The sequence below is a fragment of the Frateuria flava genome, assembly GCF_017837635.1.
Classification (GTDB): domain Bacteria; phylum Pseudomonadota; class Gammaproteobacteria; order Xanthomonadales; family Rhodanobacteraceae; genus Frateuria_A; species Frateuria_A flava.
The window spans coordinates 14,954-30,442 of the sequence record NZ_JAGJRS010000005.1 but is presented as its reverse complement, the minus strand read 5'-3'; the positions used below and the strand labels follow the sequence as shown (position 1 = coordinate 30,442).

Below are 15,489 nucleotides of genomic sequence, written 5' to 3'. Positions count from 1 at the left end.
GGCCGATGACCGATAATCGGCGAATGTCCCAGCCCTACTTCACCCCCGCCACCTTCCGCTTCCTGCGCGCCCTGGGCCGCAACAACAACCGCGAGTGGTTCACCGCGCACAAGGCCGACTACGAGCGCCACGTGAGGGAACCGTTCCTCGCATTGATCGCCGACATGGCCGCGCCGCTGGCGAAGATCAGCGCGCACTACCGCGCCGACGCACGCCGGAACGGTGGCTCGCTGTTCCGCATCCATCGCGACACGCGCTTTTCCAACAACAAGCTGCCGTACAAGACCTGGCAGGGCTCGCGCTTCTTCCACGCGCGCCGCCTCGAGATCCCGGCGCCGTCTTTTTTCCTGCACGTCGAGCCGGGCGACTGCTTCGCCGGCGGCGGCATGTGGCATCCGGAATCCGACACGCTCAAGAACATCCGCGGCTTCCTGGCCGACAACCCGGAAGCATGGAAGCGTGCGACCCGCGGCAGGTCCTTCGAGGGCCTGAGCTTCTGGGGCGAAAGCCTCAGCCGCCCGCCACGCGGTTTCGATCCCGCGCACGAACTGATCGATGACCTCAAGCGCAAGGACTTTGCCGCGGGCGAGAACTTCGACGACGCCTTCGCCTGCTCGTCCGAGCTGCTGCCATGGGCGGTGGAGAGCTTCAAGCGCGTCGCGCCGATGGTCGACTACCTGTGCGCCGCCCAGGAACTCGAGTTCTGACACTTTCGCAGGGTGGGCTTTAAGCCCACCGGCACGGCAGCACGGTGGGCTGAAGCCCACCCTACAAGGAACGCTCTTGCTGGCGACGCAGCAGCACAAGTGCCACGCTCATGCCCAGCACCGCCGTCGCCGCCACGTAATGAGCCGGTGCCAGCGCGCCAAAGCGCTTCACAAGCAGCCCGATCAGCGGCGGCGTGAGGCCGCCGAACACCGCGTAGGCAACGTTGTACGACGCGGAAAGCCCGGAAAAACGCACCGCCGGCGGGAACGCCTGCACCATCAGCACCGGCACCACGCCCACCACGCCCACGGCCAATCCGGCCAGCGCATACAGCGCCACGAAATGCGCGCCGCCGGCCGCCAGATCCATATAAAGCGCATATCCGGCCGCCAGTAACCCGACGGCGCCGAACAGCAACGCCCGGGCCGGGCCGATCCGGTCGGACAGGCCACCGTAGAACAGGCAACCCACCGCCAGTGCGAACGACGCCACGTTGTTGCCGAGGAACGCCCGCGCCGGTGCGACGCCGAACGTCGACTGCACCAGCGAAGGTGTCATCAGGATCAGCACCACGATCGCCGCAGTGAGCATCCAGGTCACCAGCATCGACAGCAACACCGCCGGACGATGCCGCGCCGCCACCTGCGCCAGCGGCAACCCGGCGACCAGCTCCCGTCGCGCATGCATCGCCTCGAATACCGGCGTCTCGCTCAGCCAGCGGCGCAGCCAGACGGCCAGGAAGCCGAACACCCCGCCGATCAGGAACGGCAAACGCCACCCGTAATCGAGCAGCGCCTGCGGCGAGAGCGACCGGTTCAGGCCTGCGGCGACCAGGGAGCCGATCAGGATGCCCACGGTAAGCCCGGAGGTCAGGCTGGCGCAGGCAAAGCCGACCCGCCGCGGCGGCACGTGCTCGGCCACGAACACCCACGCCCCCGGCACCTCGCCACCCACGGCGATGCCCTGCACCACCCGCAACAGCAACAGCAGCAACGGCGCGAGCATGCCGATTTGCGCATACACCGGCAGCAGGCCGATACCCAACGTGGGCACCGCCATCAGGAACACGCTGAGCGTGAACATGCGCTTGCGCCCGAGCTTGTCGCCGTAGTGCGCCATCACGATGCCGCCCAGCGGCCGGGCCAGGTAGCCGGCGGCGAAGATGCCGTAGACCTTCAGCTGGGCCAGCCAGGTCGCGCTGTCGGCCGGGAAGAACAACTTGCTGAGCGGGATCGCGAAAAACACGAACACCACGAAGTCATAGAACTCCAGCGCCCCGCCCAGCGCGGCCAGTGCCAGCGTACGCAGGTCCGAACGCCCGAGGCGATGATCGGTGGTGCCGGCGAGGGCCGCGCTCATCAGGTGTCAGGCGCGCCGGTTCTTGAACATCATGCCGACGCCGATCGCCACCAGCGCCAGCGGCCACCAGGTCGCGAACAGCTCGCCCAGGTGCAGGTCGAAGCCGAGGTTGCGCAACAGGAAAAGCAGGCCGATGACGATCAGCAGGATGCCAGGCACGCTTGGGCGCATCGGTTTTTCTCGCGGGAAAGGAAGCGGCCACTGTGCGCATGCCGCCGGCGCCCGTCAACGTCCTGCTCAAGCCCGGGCGAACGGAAACGCCAGCACGTCGGCGATCGCATCGGTACCGGCCAGGCACATCAGCAGCCGCTCGACGCCCAGCGCGACGCCGGCGCAATCGGGCATCGCGTCGAGCGCGGCCAGCAGGTGCTCGTCCAGTGGCACGTCGCGCAGGCCGCGGGCACGGCGCACGGCGTTGTCGCGCTCGAACCGCGCGCGTTGCTCGGCCGCGTCGTTGAGCTCGTGGTACCCGTTGGCCAGCTCGTAGGGGCCCAGGTAGAGCTCGAAGCGTTCAGCGATGGGCGGATCGTCACGCCGGATCCGCGCCAGCGCGCACTGGCTGGCCGGGTAGTCGTGGATGACCGTCATGCGGTCGCGTGGAAAATCCGGCTGCAGGCGGTGCGTGATGATCAGGTCCAGCCAGTCGTCGCGGGACAGTCCTTCCGGATCGATGGTCGATCGGTCCAGCGCCTGTTGCAGTACATCGAGCGGCGCGGTGAGCGGATCCAGACCCAGCGTGTCCAGGAACAGCTCCCGGTAGCTGCACACGCGCACGTCGGCATGGCGATCGACGAGGGTGAGCGACGCCTGCACCAGCTCGACCACTTCATCCGCCAGCCGCCGATGGTCCCAGCCGACCCGATACCACTCGAGCATGGTGAACTCGGGATTGTGCCGCCCGCCCGCCTCGCCGTTGCGGAACACGCGGCCGAGCTCGTAGCAGTCGCCCACGCCGGCGGCGAGCAGCCGCTTCAGGGGGTATTCGGGCGAGGTGCGCAGCCAACGCTCGCGCGCGCCGGCATCGACGTGGCCATGGAAGGTCGTGGCAAAGCTCTGGATGTTGGGTTCGGTGTTGCCGGCCGCCGACAGGATGGGCGTCTCCACTTCCATCACGCCGCGATCGAAGAAAAACGCTCTCAGCAGCCGGTAAAGCTCGGCACGCAGGCGCAACGCCGCTGGTGGTGGGCACGTGCTCATCGGGGCCAGCCGCCCCGGTGCAGCACCACGCGCCCGCCTTCGGCATCCTCGAAGGTACGCCCGTGCCTCTGCCAGAACGGGTTGGCGTTATGCGCGACCGTAAAGCCCGCCGCGAGCATCGCCGCACAGCGGGCGAGCCAGGCCTCCTCGTCCTCGAGATAGAACACCAGCAGTTGCTCCTCGTGCGGCGGCGCTGCAGGCGGCGCCGTGTGATCGTGGATGAACTCCAGGTGGTAGGCCGAATTCGGATGGCCGAGGATCACGCCGTCGAAACCGTCGTGGCCGCGGAAGGTGGAAAGCACTTCGAAACCGAGGCCTTCGCTGTACTGGCGGCCTATGGCCTCGATCTCCCGGCACGCCCGGGCAACGCGCATGACCGCGCCCTTCATGGCGAGTCGTGCCCGGCCAGCAACGCCAGCAGTTGCGCCTCGTCCCACACCGGCACGCCAAGCTCCTGGGCCTTGTCCAGTTTGGATCCGGCTGCCTCGCCGGCCACCACGAACGAGGTCTTCTTCGAGACGGAGCCGGCCACTTTCGCGCCCAACGCCTCCAGCCGCTGCTTGGCCTCGTCGCGGCTCAGGGTCGGCAGCGTACCGGTGAGCACGACGGTCTGGCCTTCCAGTGGCGCGGTGCTTGTGCGTGTCTGTGGCACGGCAGCCAGCAGGCGCTGGATGGCGGCCTCGGCGTCGCGCAGGGGCGCCAGGTGGGTGTCGTCCGCCAGGAAGGCCGCCAAATTCGTGGCGGCGGCCTGCGGCAGGCCATGGGTGATCCATTGCGCTTCCCCCGCCGCGAGCAGACGCTCGAGCGTCGGGAAGTGTTCGACCAGCAGTTGCGTGCTCTTGGGCCCAAGCTTGGACACCTTCGCGTGATCGAGCAGCGCGGCCAGTCCCAGCCTCTCGCGCAGCCGCGGCGACGGCGCCCCCTCGTCACTGAAGGTGATGCCGGCGGCCAGCAGCGCGTCGACCACTCGCTGGTTGCCCTCCTGCGCGAAAAACCCTGCAATCGAAGAGGCCACTTCCTCGCCGATATCCGGCAGCACGCGCAGCACGGCGGCCGGCGTGCTGCGGACCCGCTCCAGGCTGCCCAGCCAGGTGGCCAGCGTGCGCGCCGTGCTTTCGCCGATGTGCATGATGCCCAGCGCGAAAAGGAATCGCGGCAGCGTGGTGTGCCGGCTGGCGTCGATGCCTTCGACCAGGTTCTCGGCCCACTTGGTGGCGATCTTGCCGGCCTTGACCGTCTCCGGCGTGGTGCCCTCGCGCTCGTCGATCGCCTGCTTCATGGCGACGAAGCGCTCGACCGTGAGGTCGTACAGGTCGGCCGGCGTGCGCACCATGTCCAGCTCGACCAGCGCATCGACGAAGCGGGTTCCCAGGCCTTCGATGTCCATCGCGCGGCGCGAGGCAAAGTGGATCAGGGCCTCCTTGCGCTGCGCCGGGCAGACCAGCCCGCCGCTGCAACGCCAGGCGGCCTCCCCTTCCTCGCGCATCAACGCCGAACCGCATACCGGGCAGTGCGCCGGCATGGTCCAGGGGTGGGTGCCGGCCGGGCGGCGTTCGGTCTGCACGCGCACGACCTCGGGGATCACGTCGCCGGCGCGGCGCACGATCACCGTGTCGCCCACGCGTACGTCCAGCCGGGCGATCTGGTCGGCGTTGTGCAGGGTCGCGTTGGTGACGGTGACGCCCGCCACCTGCACGGGCCGGAGGCGCGCGACCGGCGTCGCCGCGCCGGTGCGGCCGATCTGGATCTCGATCGCCTCGACCTCGGTGCTCTGCTCCTGCGCCGGGAACTTGTGCGCAATGGCCCAGCGCGGCGCGCGCGAGACGAAACCCATCTCGCGCTGGCCCGCGTAATCGTCGAGCTTGTAGACCACGCCGTCGATGTCGTACGGCAGCTCGGCGCGCTTGGTGCCAATGCGCTGGTAGTAGGCGATCAGCCCATCGAAGCCGCGCGCCACGTCGGCCTCCGGCGAGACCGGGAAACCCCATTCACGCAGCCGCGCCAGCGTCTGCGAATGGGTGGCCGGCAGCTCGCCGCCCTCGACCACGCCGACCGCGTAGGCGAAGAAGCTCAACCGGCGTTTGGCGGTGATCGCTGGATCGAGCTGGCGCAACGAGCCGGCCGCGCCGTTGCGCGGGTTGGCCAGCGGCTTTTCGCCATGCGTGCGGGCGTACGCGTTGAAGGCCTCGAAATCCTTGCGCAGCATGATGACTTCGCCGCGTACCTCCAGCACCCGCGGCCAGCCGGCGCCGCGCAACCGCAGCGGGATCGCCCGCACGGTGCGCAGGTTGGCGGTTACGTCTTCGCCGGTTTCGCCGTCGCCGCGGGTCGCCCCCTGGATGAACACGCCCTGCTCATAGCGCAGGCTGATCGCCAGGCCATCCAGCTTGGGTTCGACCGAGAACACCGGTTCGCGCCGGTCCAGCGCCTGCTCGACACGCCGTTCGAACTCGACAATTTCGACGAAGCGCTCGCGCTCGCTGTCGCCTTCCTGCTCGAAGGCGTTGCCCAGCGACAACATCGGCAAGGCGTGCCGCACCTCGGCGAACCCACCTTGCGCACGGGCGCCCACGCGTCGGGTGGGCGAATCGTCCGTGGCCAGCTCCGGATGGGCCGCCTCCAGCGATTCGAGCTCGCGCATCAGGCGGTCGTACTCGGCGTCGGTGATGTCGGCGTCGTCAAGGACGTGGTAGCGGTAGTTCGCCTGCTCGATCCGCTCGCGCAGTTCGGCGGCCCGGGCCTGCCAGTCGGAAGTGTTCGGATGCATGGCGGAAGTGTAGCGACAGGCCCATCCACGCGGCACATCGCCGCTAAGGGAAGTAAAAGGACGCAGCGCTAGCGTGCCGGTGCCGGCGATCCCGGACCGCCGTGGGAGATAGGTCATGCGCCCGTTCCACTGGTTTGCCTGCCTGCTTTTCCTGGTCTGCGGCACCGCCGTCGCCCACGGCGGCCCGCTCGGCATCGACCACCGCCTGCACTACGACAACACCGGCATCTGGAAGCGGAGCAACCAGAAGGCCCTTCTGTACGGCAGCATCGTGACGGTCGGCGCCGGCGCCATCGCCTTCGGCGACGACAACAAGCTGGGCGACACCTTCTGGCGTTCGGTCGATGCGCTGCACTTTCCGCCGCCGTCACGCCCTTCATCGCCAACTACGGGGACGAGCACCCGGCCGTCTACGCGCTGGCCCTGTTGCCCGCCTATGACGCGGTCGCGCGCATGAAAGTCCATGCGCACTGGCAGAGCGACGTGCTGGTGGGCGCCCTGGTCGGTACCGGCGTCGGCCTGTGGGCCAGCCGGCGCGACTCGCCGCTGATCGTCGGCTGGCTACCGGGCTGGTTCAGCGTGGGCTACGTGCACCATTTCAAGCCGTAGGCAGGGGTCCCGCCTGCTCAGCGGTGCAAGTGCCCGGAGGCCTCGGGCTGGTAGTCGATCTCCATGACGCGCAGGTGCCGCGCCCGGCCACCGGGCATCGGCCAGTCGATCTCCTGGCCTTGCGCAAGCCCCAGCAGCGCGCTGCCCACGGGGGCGAGGATGGACACCGTGCCCGGCTTGCCGGCTGCGGCCGGATACACCAGCGACACGGTAATGCGCTCGCCGGTGCCCTCCTCGCTGAAGGTCACCGTGGAGTTCATGGTGACCACGTCGGCCGGCATGTCGCCCGGCTCGCGCACTTCGGCCCGCTCCAGTTCCGCCCGCAGCGACGCGTGCTGCTGCGCGTCCGCGGCCGGCAGCCGATCGAGCAGGCTCTCGATACGTTCGACATCCAGGCGGGACAGGACGATGGTGGGCCGGCTCATGGGTTTCTCCACGGAAAAAAACCGGCTCGTGCCGGCATGCTGGGGAACGGGTGGTCGGTGCTGCGCCACAAAAGAACGCAGGATTCTGGAGAATCTGGTGTCGGCCGCGCAAAAAGGCAAGCCCGTCACCGAGCGGCGACCATGCACGCACCGAAGGCAGCGGGGCCCGTATCATGCGCCCCCATGCCGAACGATGCCCTTCCTCCCGCCCCTTCCCTGCATGCGGGCGAGCCAGTGGAGGCGTCCTCGCGCGAACGCTACCGTGGGCTGATCTGGCTGGTTTCGGCGGCGTTCTTCATGCAGGCGCTGGATTCGACCATCGTCAACACCGCGGTGCCGGCCATGGCCGATGCCCTCGGCGTCACGCCGCTGGGCATGCGCAGCGCGCTTACCAGCTACGTGCTGACCCTGGCGATCCTGATTCCGGCCAGCCCCTGGCTGTGCGATCGCTTCGGCACGCGCAAGGTTTTCGGCGCCGCCATCGCGGTGTTCGGCGTCGGCTCGCTGTTCTGCGGCCTCTCCCAGACGTTGCCCCAGCTGGTGGCCGCGCGCGTCATGCAGGGTGTCGGTGGTGCGGCCCTGATGCCGGTGGGCCGTTACGTTCTGGTGCGCAGCATCGCCAGGCACGAGTTCGTGGCGGTGATGAGCACGGTGGCCACGTTCGGCCTGCTCGGTTCCGTGCTGGGCCCGCTGCTGGGCGGCGCCCTGGTGGAATTCACGTCCTGGCGGCTGATCTTCCTGCTCAACGTGCCGGTAGGCATCGCCGGAATGTGGATGAACAAGCAGGACATGCCCGAGTACCGCATGCGGCACGCCAATCCGTTCGACCTGCTCGGCTTCCTGCTGTTCGGCGCCGCCTCGGCACTGCTGCTGACCGCCTCGGAGCTGGTCGGCGCCGAGCATGTGGCGTGGGCACGCATCGGCGAGTGCACGGCGCTGGCGCTGCTGATCGGGGTGATCTACGTGTGGCACAGCCGGCGCACCGCGTTCCCGGTCGCGGACCTCACGCTGCTGAAGGTGCGCAGCGTGTGGGTGGCGCTGGCGGGCAATCTGTTCACCCGGCTGGGCATTTCGGGCATGTTCCTTCTGCTGGTGCTGTTCCTGCAGGTGGGCTGCGGCTGGTCGGCGCTGATGGCGGGCATGATGATGGTTCCGCAGGCCATCGGCTCCATCAGCGCCAAGTGGATCGTCAACCGCGCACTGGCGCGGTTGGGCTATCGCCGCCTGTTGATCGGCAACACGCTGATCGTGGCGATGTTGCTGGCCTCGTTCGCCACCTTCGGACGGGACACGCCTGCATGGCTGATCGCGGTCATGGTGTTCTTCTACGGCGGCTTCGGCGGCCTGCAATACACCGCCATGAACACGCTGGTCTACCACGACCTGGACATCAAACACGCCTCGATGGCCTCGTCGATGGCGTCGACCGCTCAGTACCTTTCGATGAGCTTCGGCATCGCGCTGGCCACCTTGCTGATGGAGTCGCTGCTGCAGGGCCACGCGCATTCCGACTACGTGGCCGCGTTCCGCTGGACCGTGCTGATCCTGGCGGTGGTTACCGCCTCGGCCAGCCGCGTATTCAGCCGGTTGCGGATCGATCGACCGACGCGCGGGCAACTGCCGGCCTGACGCGCCGGCGGCACGCGCACGCCTGATAGGCTTGGCGGGCGTTTTTCCAGGAAGCGATCTATGCGTTCGACGTTGTTCCTTGCCGCCCTCGCTGGCGGCCTCCCCACCTCGGCCATGGCCGCCGAAACCGGCGCGAACTTCCACCTGACCGGGCATCCGGTCGGCTGGCTGGCGCTGGCATTGTTCGTGCTGGCCTACGTGGCGGTGGTGCTGGAGGAGCGCATCCGGATCGCCAAGTCCAAGCCGGTGATGCTCGCCGCGGCGCTGATCTGGGGCCTGATCGCCTGGCAGACACGCGACGCCGGCGGCGGTTCGACCGCGGCACGCGATGCGTTCCAGGGGATGTTTCTCGAATACGCGGAGATTTTCTTTTTCCTGGTGGTGGCGATGACTTACGTCACCGCCCTGGGCGAGCGCAACGTATTCGAAGCCCTGCGTGCGCAACTGACCCGCCGCCGCCTGGGGTACCGCGCGCTGTTCTGGATTACCGGCACCATCGCGTTCTTCCTCTCGCCCGTATTGGACAACCTGACCACCGCACTGGTGATGTCGGCGGTGGTGCTGGCAGTGGGCGGTGGGCAGGCGCGCTTTGCCACGCTGTCGCTGATCAACCTGGTGGTTGCCGCCAATGCCGGTGGCGCGTGGAGCGCGTTCGGCGACATCACCACGCTGATGGTGTGGCAGGCGCACAAGGCCGAATTCTTCGACTTCTTCCGGCTGTTCCTTCCGGCGCTGGTCAACTGGCTGGTACCCGCTGTCGCGATGCACTTCGCCTTGCCCAAGGGCTTGCCCGACTCGGTGCCGGGGAGCGTTCATGTCAAACCCGGAGGCATCGGTATCTGCCTGACCTTCGCGCTGACCATCGCAATCACCGTCCTGGGCAAGCAATGGCTGGGCATGCCAGCTGCCTACGGCATGCTCACCGGGCTGGCCCTGCTCAATCTGCTGGCCTCACGCATCGACCGCAGCCAGCGCCGCTACGCCCTGGCGCAGGGTGCGGAAGAGGAGCCCTACTCGATCTTCCGCATCATCGCCAACGCCGAATGGGACACGCTGCTGTTCTTCTACGGCGTATTCGGCTGCGTCGGCGGGCTGGCGGCGCTGGGTTATCTGGAGCTGGCCTCGCATACGCTCTACGGCGCGCTCGGCGCGACCACCGCCAACACGGCCATGGGCGTGCTTTCGGCGGTGATCGACAACATCCCGATCATGTACGCGGTGCTGCAGATGAATCCGCCGATGGATGAAGCGCAGTGGCTGCTGATCACCCTCACCGCCGGCGTGGGCGGCAGCCTGCTTTCGGTCGGCTCGGCCGCTGGCGTGGCGCTCATGGGAGCATCCGGCGGGCGCTACACCTTCATGCGCCACCTGCGCTGGACCTGGGCCATCGCGCTCGGTTACGTGGCGAGCATCGCCCTGCACCTGGCCCTCAACGGCGCCCGCCCCCCTTTGTAGAAGCGCCCTTGAGCGCAACCGCCATTCGCCGCTCGCCGCATGCGCAAGGCGCGCCATCGTCATCAAGGATCTCCATGCACCACGCCAGCGACATTCTGCTTACCCTGTTCCTCGTGTTCGTCGCCGCGCAGATCGGCGCGGAAATCGCCCAGCGCTTGAGGCTCCCGGGCGTGGTCGGGGAAATCGCGGCCGGTTGCGTGATCGGACCTTCCGTGCTCGGCTGGATCAGCCCCGATCAGATTCTGCCCGGCACGCCGCTGGACGTGCTGGCTGAAATCGGCGTCGTGCTGTTGTTGTTTGCCGTCGGCCTGGAAACGCGACTGGAAGACCTCAAGCGGGTCGGCAAGATCGCCTTCCTGGTCGGCGTGCTCGGCGTGGTGATCCCCTTCGCCATGGGCAGCGTGTGGGCGCACGGTAGTGGCTTTCCCTGGAGCAACTCGCTGTTCATCGCCGCCGCCTTCGTCGCGACGTCGGCCGGCATTACGGCGCGCGTGCTGCAGGAACTGGGGGCGCTGCAGCGGGTGGAAAGCAAAGTGATCCTGGGAGCCGCGGTGATCGACGACATCCTGGCCATGCTGCTGCTCGGCGTGGTGGTATCGCTCCAGGACGGCGGTGGCTTCGAACCGCTCAAGTTGCTGGCGGTCCTGGGCAGCGCGATCGGCTTCATCGTCTTGGTCGGGCTCGGTGGCGCGCGGGTCATGCGCTGGAATTCCGCGTGGCTGGAGAAGCCACACAGCGCCCACTCGTCGTTGGCGATCGTGCTCGCGATCTGCCTCGGCCTGGCGTGGCTATCCACCCTGTTGGGCCTGGCGGCAATCATCGGCGCCTTCCTGGCCGGCATGATCGCCTCCGAAACGCGCCAGCAGCACACGCTGGAAAAGCAGACCCAGCCGCTATTGGCCCTGCTGACGCCGTTCTTCTTCGTCGTCACCGGCAGCAAGATCGATCTGGCCCAACTGGGCAGCGCGCAGGCGTTGTGGATGTTGGCTATCGTCACCGTGATCGCCATCGTCTCCAAGCTTGCCGGTGGCTGGCTCGGCTCGCTGGCGCTGGGCCGAAGCGCCGCGACCATCGTCGGCTTCGGCATGGTGCCCCGGGGCGAGGTCGGCGTCGTGGTGGCGAGCCTGGGCCTGGCCGCCGGGGTTTTCAGCGACCGCATCTACGCGATCATCGTGGCGATGTCGTTGCTCACTGCGATGGTCACGCCGCCGGTGCTGGCATGGTTGCTCAAGCGCCATCCGGCCGAGGCCGGCCTCAACCCGGACGCAGGCGGATGAGCGGACGGTGCCGGGCGAGGACCCGCTGCATCCGCTCGATAAAGGCCTGCCGCAGCCGTACTGCCTTCTCCGCGTCCGAATCGTCCAGGCGCTCGGCCCGAACGCGGTCGCGGTGCTCGATCTCCAGTATCAGCAACCGATGGGCTTCGGCCAACCTTGCCTGGATCTTCTCGTCAAGGACCATGGTCATACACCGGGCGGCCCGCGGGACGCCCATGCTACGCGGCTTTTGTGACAGACGGCCGCTGCTGCGGCCGGATGGTTTGTCGGCGACCCCTGACACCTGGCAGGCATCTGCCGGGCCCGATTTGCGCGAAGTATGAGCGTCCGCCGAGCCGGCCGCCGTAGGGGAAGGCTGATCTTGGTGTGAGTGCAGGCAGCGGCCATGCAAACGCGGTCACGCCCGTGCATGCGAGCCAGCCTGGAACCCGGGCAAGCAGCAGGACGGTGCCAGCAGGCCCGCGAGATCAAAAAAACCTCGGTTCGCACGAGTCGCGCCTGAGCGGGTAAGCGCAGGCGGCTTGCGGAAGATTTACCGCCCGGCGATGACAAAGGCGCAACACCGCCGGCAGCACTCACGCGCGTTGCCGGGGGCCGATCGCCGTCAGCCAGGCATGCGCGAACCCGGCTGCAGGTCACCTGCACTTGCCTTGATCGCCGCGCTCTCCTCTTCCGCCGGATACACGCCGCGCAAGACGTCCTCGAAGTGCGACCGCACCGCCCGGTTGCAGCCACAGGCAATGTCCTCGAGCCCGCCCGCCTGGGTCACGCGCACGCCGCCGCGGCGGGTCTCCAGGATGCCCCGGTCCTTGAGCTGCTTGATCACGCGGCTGATGTAGCTGCGCCCGACACCCAGCATGGAAGCGAGTTGCTCCTGGGTGAGCGGCACATCATGGTCGCCCGTCCGATCGAGGGCCGCGATCAGCCACTTGGCGGTTCGCTGCTCGATCGAATGTGCCGCGTTGCAGGCCACGGACTGGAACACCTGGGCCATCAGGCAGTCCGCGTAACGGGCAAACAGATTGCGCAGGCTCGGCGATCGCACCTTCGCCTGTTCCAGCTCCCCGGCACCCATCCTCAGCAAGGGGCCCGGGAACTGCACGACGGTACGCGAATACGATGGCAGTCGCCCCTGGCTGACGATGCCACCGACAGCCCCTTCCCGACCCACCAGCGCCGTTTCGATGCCGCGACCGTCCTCCAGCAGCACCATGAACGAAACCAGCGTGGGGCCGCAGGGGAAATAGACGTAACGTACCGTGTCGCCGGGCTCGTAGAGCACGCGGCCAACCTCCACTCGCTGGGATTCCAGGTGGGGTTGCAGCGCGACCAGATCATCCTGGTGCAACGCGCGCAGCAGATTGTTGGGCGGGGCGACCTCGCTCAATTCGCTGGGTGACTGTGCACGCTCGTACTGGCTGGCCATGAAAACCCCTGATGACCGTGACACTGCACACGCCGGGGACGCCGCCGCCACGGATTCGCGACGTTATATCAGGGCGCCGCAGGTTGTTTTCGTGTGAGTGACGCGTCAGCTCAGTGTCCACAATTGAACATACTTTACGGAGGTCCTCCCCTACAGTCGGGAGCACTTCTTCGCCACGCCCTGTCGTCCAAAGCACCGGGCGAAGCGTACGCCCATAACCCACGCCGCATACGCCAGGCGGTCTCACAGGCCGAGCCCATGGGTTTTTCCCCCAAGATGCGCCACCACAGCCTGCGGGAACGGGATTCGAACCGTTTTCCCGCCGCGATCCAGCCGCACGGCGCTTTGCTGTCGCTCGACGGCCTGGGCGTCGTTACCCATCTCGCCGGCGACACGTGCCGGGCCGTCGGCGTGCCTCCCGAGGCGTTGCTGGGGCAGCCCATCGGCGCGCTGGTCGACAGCAAGGGCTGCGGTTTGGCACAGCTGATCGAGCGGCTGGATCCGGCGATGCAGGGCTTCGTGACCAAGTGGCACCCGTGCCCGCCAGGCGGCGGCGCGTGGGACATCACAGCCCATCCTCGCCAGGAAGGCGCGATCATCGAATTCGAGCCGGCGGCGGCGCCCGCGGCGGAGGCGGCCGCCAATATGTCGCAATTCTCCCGGGCGGTGGCCTCGCTCGATCTGCCAGGCGAGCCCGAGCACCTGTTCGGGACGATGGCCGCCGAGGTGCGCCGGCTTGTCGGCTTCGACCGCGTGCTCGTCTACCGCTTCCTGGAAGGCGACGCGGGCGAAGTCGTCGGCGAAGCCCGTTCGAACGCCTTGCCCTCGCTGCTCGACCAGCGCTTTCCGGGCACCGACTTCCCGAGGCAGGCGCGCAAGCCCTACCTGCGGAACCGCTTCAGCCTCATTCCCGACGCCAACTACATCCCCGCGCCACTGCGGGCGTCCGCGCGGTGGGACGCGGCGACGCCCGACATGAGCGACTGCTCGCTGCGCAGCGTTTCGCCTGTCCATCTGCAGAACCTGAAAAGCATGGGCGTGGCTTCCTCGATGACCCTACCGGTCGTGGTGAACAACGAGCTCTGGGGTCTGGTCGCCTGCCATCACGGCGAACCGCGGCACGTCGCCTACGAGGTGCGCGAAGCCTGCCGGCACCTGGCGCGGCTGTTCGCGCATCGGATCGAGGACCGCGAGGCGACCGGCCACCACGGCCAGAGCACCCGCCTGGGCGACCTCCGGATGGCCTGGCTGGACGACCTGCGCGTGATGGTCGAGGGGCGCCTTCCGTTGGAACTGGACCTCGCCCGCCTGGCGTCCATGGTTCCGTGCGACGGGGCTGCGCGGGTGTCCCCGGGGCGCGTCGAGCTGACCGGGCGCACGCCAGACCCGGTGCAGACCGCCGCCCTCGCGCAGTGGCTGCAGGAGGCCGTGCGCGGCGACGTTTTCGCCACCCACTGCCTGGCCGCTCAATGGGACGCGGCCGGACCTTACGCAACGGAAGCGGCTGGCGTACTGGCCACCACGGTCGACGCGACCGGTCCGACGATGCTGTTGTGGTTCCGCGGTGAAGAATCCACCCACGTGACATGGGCGGGCACTGACGAGGGGACTCGCGTCGACGGCGACTCGCCGACCTCGCTGATCCGGACATCCCCCTCCACCGCCCGGGAGCGGACCGTCCACCAGACGACTCGCCCGTGGACGCGTGCCGAAGTCGATGCCACGCGCCAGTTGGGGCGCTCGCTGGATGCGCTCTTCCATCAACAAACCGTGCGGGAACTCGACCATCGCCTGCGCGAGACGTTGGCCGAACAGCAGTCCCTGGTCGCGCAGAAGCATGTGCTGATGCAGGAGGTGCATCACCGGGTGCAGAACAGCCTGCAGATCGTCAATTCCATGCTGCAGTTGCAGGCGCGCCAGACGCCCGACCGTCACGTACGCACCCAGTTCGAGAGCGCCGTCAACCGCCTGATGGCCGTGAGCGCCGTGCATCGTCACCTGTGGCGATCAAGCGATGCGCAGAACGTCCAGCTCGGGCCCTATCTGGAAGAGCTCTGTGCGGACCTCATGTCGTCCTGGGGCGATGGCTGGTCCGGCCGCGTCGCGGTGGAGGCGACGGACGCGGCCATCCCCAGCCAGACCGCCGTCACGCTCGCCCTGCTGGTCACCGAGCTGCTGACCAATGCAGCCAAGTACGCCTACGCCGGCGCCCCGGGTCCGGTCGAGGTCCGTGCCGACCGCACGGACGACGGGCTGCGGGTCCGTGTTCGGGACCACGGGCTGGGCATGCACGGCAGGGTCCAGGGTGGAGGGCTCGGGTCAAAGCTGATCCGCATCTTCACCGCCCAGCTGAGCGGTCATGCGGAGACTGTGACGGGCGGCGACGGCACCACCGTGACCATCACGGTGCCCGTCAAGCCAGCCGCTCACCGTGAGCGCTCCACCCCGTCCGGACCGATGCCGGCGTAGTGGCATGAGCGCCGCCCTTTCTGCCCGATCGCTCTTCATCGATTCCATGGCGGTCGGTACCATTCGACGACGCCGGTTCCCTTGACGAATCCGCCGCATGACGCCGCCGTCCGATCCGTGCGTTCGGCAGTCGTTCTTCGACCCAGCCGAGAGATCCAGAGGATGCCC

Annotated in this window: 15 protein-coding genes; 7 read left to right on the top strand and 8 right to left on the bottom strand. The window is 68.0% G+C overall.

Annotated features, from left to right (window positions below):
• Positions 1-23: 23 nt before the first annotated feature.
• On the top strand, positions 24-707 hold the full coding sequence (locus J7I44_RS02520) for a DUF2461 domain-containing protein (protein WP_245187877.1): 684 nt from the start codon (positions 24-26) through the stop codon (positions 705-707).
• 61 nt (positions 708-768) lie between these two features.
• Here J7I44_RS02520 and J7I44_RS02515 read toward each other — a convergent pair whose 3' ends face one another.
• From J7I44_RS02515 to ligA, 5 genes are all read right to left on the bottom strand, one after another.
• Complete coding sequence (locus J7I44_RS02515) at positions 769-2,067, bottom strand: MFS transporter (RefSeq protein ID WP_209615196.1); 1,299 nt, start codon at positions 2,065-2,067, stop codon at positions 769-771.
• Between the two features lie 6 nt (positions 2,068-2,073).
• Positions 2,074-2,238 carry a LiaI-LiaF-like domain-containing protein gene (locus J7I44_RS02510; protein ID WP_209615193.1) on the bottom strand — a complete coding sequence of 55 codons (165 nt, stop codon included), beginning with the start codon at positions 2,236-2,238 and terminating at the stop codon, positions 2,074-2,076.
• A gap of 66 nt (positions 2,239-2,304) precedes the next feature.
• A complete protein-coding gene (epmA, locus tag J7I44_RS02505; RefSeq protein WP_209615190.1) occupies positions 2,305-3,264 on the bottom strand; it encodes an EF-P lysine aminoacylase EpmA in 960 nt (319 codons plus the stop codon).
• On the bottom strand, positions 3,261-3,653 hold the full coding sequence (locus J7I44_RS02500) for a VOC family protein (RefSeq protein ID WP_209615186.1): 393 nt from the start codon (positions 3,651-3,653) through the stop codon (positions 3,261-3,263). Before J7I44_RS02500 ends, epmA begins: the two co-directional genes overlap by 4 nt.
• Positions 3,650-6,031, bottom strand: a complete 2,382-nt coding sequence (gene ligA / locus J7I44_RS16780; protein ID WP_245187874.1) for an NAD-dependent DNA ligase LigA — start codon at positions 6,029-6,031, stop codon at positions 3,650-3,652. The genes J7I44_RS02500 and ligA overlap by 4 nt, the downstream gene beginning before the upstream one ends.
• 115 nt (positions 6,032-6,146) lie before the next feature.
• Here ligA and J7I44_RS02490 point away from each other — a divergent pair, with 115 nt between their 5' ends.
• Entirely contained in the window at positions 6,147-6,488 is a 342-nt protein-coding gene (locus tag J7I44_RS02490) for a hypothetical protein (protein ID WP_209615183.1), read from the top strand.
• The gene (locus J7I44_RS02485) at positions 6,410-6,640 is read left to right on the top strand and encodes a phosphatase PAP2 family protein (RefSeq protein WP_478293602.1); all 231 of its coding nucleotides are present in this window, start codon (positions 6,410-6,412) and stop codon (positions 6,638-6,640) included. Before J7I44_RS02490 ends, J7I44_RS02485 begins: the two co-directional genes overlap by 79 nt.
• 17 nt (positions 6,641-6,657) lie before the next feature.
• Here J7I44_RS02485 and rnk read toward each other — a convergent pair whose 3' ends face one another.
• Positions 6,658-7,065 (bottom strand): nucleoside diphosphate kinase regulator, encoded by a 408-nt coding sequence (rnk, locus tag J7I44_RS02480; protein ID WP_209615178.1) that lies wholly within the window; start codon positions 7,063-7,065, stop codon positions 6,658-6,660.
• Between the two features lie 183 nt (positions 7,066-7,248).
• On the opposite strand from rnk, the gene J7I44_RS02475 reads away from it, so the two are divergent.
• From J7I44_RS02475 to J7I44_RS02465, 3 genes are all read left to right on the top strand, one after another.
• Positions 7,249-8,694 (top strand): MFS transporter, encoded by a 1,446-nt coding sequence (locus J7I44_RS02475; protein ID WP_209615175.1) that lies wholly within the window; start codon positions 7,249-7,251, stop codon positions 8,692-8,694.
• A gap of 60 nt (positions 8,695-8,754) precedes the next feature.
• Positions 8,755-10,149, top strand: coding sequence for a sodium:proton antiporter NhaD (gene nhaD, locus J7I44_RS02470; RefSeq protein WP_209615172.1), 1,395 nt, complete (start codon positions 8,755-8,757; stop codon positions 10,147-10,149).
• A 74-nt stretch (positions 10,150-10,223) separates the two neighbouring features.
• Positions 10,224-11,426 carry a cation:proton antiporter gene (locus tag J7I44_RS02465; protein WP_209615169.1) on the top strand — a complete coding sequence of 401 codons (1,203 nt, stop codon included), beginning with the start codon at positions 10,224-10,226 and terminating at the stop codon, positions 11,424-11,426.
• Here the strand turns inward: J7I44_RS02465 and J7I44_RS02460 are convergent.
• Both J7I44_RS02460 and J7I44_RS02455 read right to left on the bottom strand, forming a co-directional pair.
• Positions 11,404-11,610 (bottom strand): hypothetical protein, encoded by a 207-nt coding sequence (locus tag J7I44_RS02460; RefSeq protein WP_209615166.1) that lies wholly within the window; start codon positions 11,608-11,610, stop codon positions 11,404-11,406. The two genes, J7I44_RS02465 and J7I44_RS02460, sit on opposite strands and share 23 nt — an antisense overlap.
• A gap of 420 nt (positions 11,611-12,030) precedes the next feature.
• Positions 12,031-12,852, bottom strand: coding sequence for a Crp/Fnr family transcriptional regulator (locus J7I44_RS02455; RefSeq protein ID WP_209615163.1), 822 nt, complete (start codon positions 12,850-12,852; stop codon positions 12,031-12,033).
• Between the two features lie 258 nt (positions 12,853-13,110).
• Here J7I44_RS02455 and J7I44_RS02450 point away from each other — a divergent pair, with 258 nt between their 5' ends.
• Positions 13,111-15,321 (top strand): histidine kinase dimerization/phosphoacceptor domain -containing protein, encoded by a 2,211-nt coding sequence (locus J7I44_RS02450; RefSeq protein WP_209615160.1) that lies wholly within the window; start codon positions 13,111-13,113, stop codon positions 15,319-15,321.
• Positions 15,322-15,489 lie beyond the last annotated feature (168 nt).

Excerpts from the sequence above, each read along its gene's own strand:
- J7I44_RS02490 (WP_209615183.1), top strand. The coding sequence starts at position 6,147 with ATGCGCCCGTTCCACTGGTTTGCCTGCCTGCTTTTCCTGGTCTGCGGC.
- J7I44_RS02455 (WP_209615163.1), bottom strand. The coding sequence starts at position 12,852 with ATGGCCAGCCAGTACGAGCGTGCACAGTCACCCAGCGAATTGAGCGAG.
- J7I44_RS02500 (WP_209615186.1), bottom strand. The coding sequence starts at position 3,653 with ATGAAGGGCGCGGTCATGCGCGTTGCCCGGGCGTGCCGGGAGATCGAG.
- J7I44_RS02450 (WP_209615160.1), top strand. The coding sequence starts at position 13,111 with ATGGGTTTTTCCCCCAAGATGCGCCACCACAGCCTGCGGGAACGGGAT.
- J7I44_RS02510 (WP_209615193.1), bottom strand. The coding sequence starts at position 2,238 with ATGCGCCCAAGCGTGCCTGGCATCCTGCTGATCGTCATCGGCCTGCTT.
- rnk (WP_209615178.1), bottom strand. The coding sequence starts at position 7,065 with ATGAGCCGGCCCACCATCGTCCTGTCCCGCCTGGATGTCGAACGTATC.
- J7I44_RS02460 (WP_209615166.1), bottom strand. The coding sequence starts at position 11,610 with ATGGTCCTTGACGAGAAGATCCAGGCAAGGTTGGCCGAAGCCCATCGG.
- epmA (WP_209615190.1), bottom strand. The coding sequence starts at position 3,264 with ATGAGCACGTGCCCACCACCAGCGGCGTTGCGCCTGCGTGCCGAGCTT.
- nhaD (WP_209615172.1), top strand. The coding sequence starts at position 8,755 with ATGCGTTCGACGTTGTTCCTTGCCGCCCTCGCTGGCGGCCTCCCCACC.
- J7I44_RS02475 (WP_209615175.1), top strand. The coding sequence starts at position 7,249 with ATGCCGAACGATGCCCTTCCTCCCGCCCCTTCCCTGCATGCGGGCGAG.
- J7I44_RS02520 (WP_245187877.1), top strand. The coding sequence starts at position 24 with ATGTCCCAGCCCTACTTCACCCCCGCCACCTTCCGCTTCCTGCGCGCC.
- ligA (WP_245187874.1), bottom strand. The coding sequence starts at position 6,031 with ATGCATCCGAACACTTCCGACTGGCAGGCCCGGGCCGCCGAACTGCGC.
- J7I44_RS02515 (WP_209615196.1), bottom strand. The coding sequence starts at position 2,067 with ATGAGCGCGGCCCTCGCCGGCACCACCGATCATCGCCTCGGGCGTTCG.
- J7I44_RS02465 (WP_209615169.1), top strand. The coding sequence starts at position 10,224 with ATGCACCACGCCAGCGACATTCTGCTTACCCTGTTCCTCGTGTTCGTC.